This is a genomic window from Ilumatobacter sp. (assembly GCF_041688325.1).
GTDB lineage: Bacteria > Actinomycetota > Acidimicrobiia > Acidimicrobiales > Ilumatobacteraceae > Ilumatobacter_A.
On record NZ_JBDNIJ010000270.1, the window covers coordinates 1 to 3,546 of the forward strand.

The 3,546-nt window shown below is 63.6% G+C and carries 3 protein-coding genes; 2 read left to right on the top strand and 1 reads right to left on the bottom strand.

Annotated features, from left to right (window positions below):
- Nucleotides 1-117 precede the first annotated feature (117 nt).
- Nucleotides 118-1,791, top strand: a complete 1,674-nt coding sequence (gene ettA / locus ACH2EI_RS14830) for an energy-dependent translational throttle protein EttA (RefSeq protein ID WP_395153305.1) — start codon at nucleotides 118-120, stop codon at nucleotides 1,789-1,791.
- A 42-nt stretch (nucleotides 1,792-1,833) separates the two neighbouring features.
- On the opposite strand, the gene ACH2EI_RS14835 is transcribed toward ettA, so the two are convergent.
- A complete protein-coding gene (locus ACH2EI_RS14835) occupies nucleotides 1,834-2,487 on the bottom strand; it encodes an alpha/beta hydrolase (protein WP_395153304.1) in 654 nt (217 codons plus the stop codon).
- 196 nt (nucleotides 2,488-2,683) lie between these two features.
- Here ACH2EI_RS14835 and ACH2EI_RS14840 point away from each other — a divergent pair, with 196 nt between their 5' ends.
- The gene (locus tag ACH2EI_RS14840) at nucleotides 2,684-3,430 is read left to right on the top strand and encodes a 3'(2'),5'-bisphosphate nucleotidase CysQ (protein WP_395153303.1); all 747 of its coding nucleotides are present in this window, start codon (nucleotides 2,684-2,686) and stop codon (nucleotides 3,428-3,430) included.
- The last annotated feature ends 116 nt before the right edge of the window (nucleotides 3,431-3,546 follow it).

Genomic DNA, 3,546 nt, shown 5'->3' on the forward strand with positions numbered 1-3,546 from the left:
CACTTCGGCAATGACACGAACGTAATGATCGCTCTGTCAGACGAGCTCGCTGGCCGAGTTGCATCGGTGCCGTCCGTCAACAACGCCTGAGCAGCATCATCGGTAACCTGCAACGCAATGGCGCACGAATTTATTTACCAGGCATACAAGCTGTCGCGGGTGTACCCGCCGGACAAGACGGTGCTCGAGAACATCTCGCTGTCGTTCTATCCCGGCGTCAAGATCGGCGTGCTCGGCAGTAACGGTGCCGGCAAGTCGTCGCTCCTCAAGATCATGGCTGGCCTCGACGACGGCTTCCAGGGCGAGGCGCGCCTCACCGCTGGCCACACGGTCGGCTACCTGGCCCAAGAGCCCCAGCTCGACCCGGAAAAGACGGTCCGCGGCAACGTCATGGACGGCGTCTCCGAAGTGCAGTCGATCATTGACGACTACAACACGGTGATGGCCAAGTGGGCCGACCCTGACGCCGACTACGACAAGATCGGCAAGCAACAGGCGATCCTCGAAGACAAGATCGCAGCCGCCGACGCATGGAGTCTCGAGCGCAACGTCGAGATCGCGATGGACGCGCTCCGCTGCCCGCCCGACGACGCCGATGTCACCGTGCTCTCCGGTGGCGAGCGCCGCCGCGTCGCGCTGTGTCGCCTGCTGCTCAGCCGCCCCGACCTTCTGCTGCTCGACGAACCGACCAACCACCTCGACGCCGAGTCGGTCGACTGGCTCGAACGGTTCCTTGGCGACTACGCGGGGACTGTCGTTGCAATCACCCACGACCGCTACTTCCTCGACAACGTGGCGCAGTGGATCCTCGAACTCGACCGCGGCCGCGGCATCCCGTTCGAGGGCAACTATTCCAGCTGGCTCGAGCAGAAACACGATCGCCTCGCTCGCGAAGAGCGCGGCAACGAAGTCCGCCAGCGCGCACTGGCACGCGAACTCGAATGGGTTCGCCTCGGTCAGAAAGGTCGTCAGGCCAAAGGCAAGGCTCGCCTCGCCGCCTACGACAAGCTGCACGCAGAGGCGAAGGCAGCCGAGACCCAAGATTCCAAGCTGCAGATCACCATCCCGGCCGGGCGGCGCCTCGGCGACCAAGTCATCGAGGTCGAGGGCCTGAGCAAGGGATTCGGCGATCGACTCCTCATCGACAATCTGTCGTTCACGCTGCCGCCTGCCGGCATCGTCGGCATCATCGGCCCGAACGGTGCCGGCAAATCAACGCTCTTCAAGATGCTTGCCGGCCGCGAAGAGCCCGACTCTGGCTCGATCAAGATCGGCGACACCGTCGACCTCAGCTACGTCGACCAGGATCGTGACAGCCTCGACGATGACGCAACCGTTTATGACGAGATCACCGGCGGGGGCGAGGTACTCGAAGTCGGTGGCCGCGAGATACACGGCCGCACCTACGTGTCGAGCTTCAACTTCAAGGGAACTGATCACGGCAAGCGCGTCGGCGACCTGTCCGGTGGTGAACGCAACCGCGTGCACCTCGCCAAGCTGTTGAAGTCCGGCGGCAACGTGCTGCTCCTCGACGAACCGACCAACGACCTCGACGTCGACACGCTACGCGCCCTCGAGACCGGCCTTGAGTCATTCCCCGGTTGCGCCGTCGTGATCTCTCATGATCGCTGGTTCCTCGACCGCATCGCCACACACGTGTTGGCGTTCGAAGGTGACAGCCATGTCCGCTGGTTCGAAGGCAACTTCAGCGAGTACGAAGCGCGACGCAAGCAAGAACTCGGTGCCGGCGCCGATCAACCTCACCGCATCAAGTACAAGAAACTCGCCTGACGCTTTTCGTGATATGTGTGCGCACCCCAGTGCGCAGACATATCACGAGAACGTCGATGAAACCACCTTGGTAACAGCGGCCCAAGTCGCAGACGTGGGCTTCAGTGCGTCGACGTGTGTCTCGTCTGGAACGAAGATTGCATCGGCTGCACCGAGGTCGGCGAGCCGTTTGGAGTTCCACGGGTACACCGTGGTGTCTGCTGCACCATGCACGCACACGACGGGCACTCTGAAGGGCAGCATCTCCACGGGCGACGTGAGCTTCCAGCGGTCCCCCTCAGGGGCATTTGCCACAAGTGCGTCAACGGTGGCCGATCCGTTAGCTGAGATCTGTTCGAGATCGGTCGGGCCTGCCATCGACACCACGAGTGCCGGCGACCGAAGGGTACTCGTGCCGACGGCGCACAGCGCAAGGTGCGCACCGGCAGAGTGCCCAACAACGACAACCCGAGCAGGGTCGATGGCATCTGCACGACCGTGTGTGCCCTCGGTGATCAGTTCGATCGCGTTGCGGACGTCGTCGAAGGTCTGAGGCCAACCACCGCCCCCGCCGAATCGCCCCAGCTTGCGATACTCGACGTTGAACGTCGCCCAGCCTCTGCGGCGCGCGTCGCGTACCAGCAGCCCCATCACCCAGCGGTTATAGGGCATGGCCCAACTCCCACCATGCACGAAGACGACGGTCGGCAGTGCCACAGGGGGTCGACGCCCAGCTCGAAGCACGCCGAACTGATTCCGCTCATTCCCGTATTTCACCCGTTGTCCGCCAAACATTTTGCTGAGTCTGGCAGGTCTGCAGGCGGTCGGGCGATGTGCGAAGTCCGAGTTGCGTCCGAGTTGGATCCGAGCCGCAATGGTGTTGTGCAGGCCTGATCGCTGCCAGAATGCGACGATGCCTGAAACTGACTCCGAGCTCGCCACGCGACTCGCAGTCCAGGCAGGCGAAGTTCTCGTCCAGCTCCGCGCCGAGATGTTTGCTGCTGGCGCCTCGATCTGGGATGTCCGCGACTCGGGCGACGCAGCAGCGCAACACTTCATCGCCGGCGAACTCCACACACACCGCCCGGCGGATGCCGTGCTGTCAGAAGAGGGACTCGAAGACCCCCGGCGCTACGACGCCGACCGTGTCTGGATCATCGACCCACTCGACGGGACCAAAGAGTATGGGGAACAGGGCCGCCACGACTGGGCCGTTCACATCGCACTCTGGGAACGCACAGCATTCGGCGCCGCTGCAGTGAGTCTGCCCGCCGTGAACATGGTCTTCTCGACCGATCCGGCCCCGCCAATGCCCGTCCTCGAACGAGACCGACCGCGCATCGTCACCTCACGAAACCGGGCCCCGTACGCCGCAGTCCTCGTTGCCGAGGGGTTGGGCTGCGACGCCGTGCGCCTCGGATCGGCCGGGGCGAAGGCGATGGCCGTGGTGATCGGCGAAGCCGACATTTACGTCCACGATGGCGGCATGTATCAGTGGGACTCCGCAGCCCCTGCCGCTGTCGCCATGGCCGCTGGCTTCCATGCCAGCCGACTTGATGGATCGCCGCTGATCTACAACGATCGCGACCCGTGGCTCCCGGACTTCTTTGTCTGCCGACCTGAACTGACCGAAGGCGTTTTGAAGGCGATGTGGGGATGAGCGACACGGTCCGATGCGATATCGACGGGCCCGTGGCGACGGTGTCGCTGCATCGACCACACCGCCACAATGCGTGGACGGGTCGGATGCACGCCGATTTCCGAACGATCATCGCC

Excerpts from the sequence above, each read along its gene's own strand:
- ettA (WP_395153305.1), top strand. The coding sequence starts at position 118 with ATGGCGCACGAATTTATTTACCAGGCATACAAGCTGTCGCGGGTGTAC.
- ACH2EI_RS14840 (WP_395153303.1), top strand. The coding sequence starts at position 2,684 with ATGCCTGAAACTGACTCCGAGCTCGCCACGCGACTCGCAGTCCAGGCA.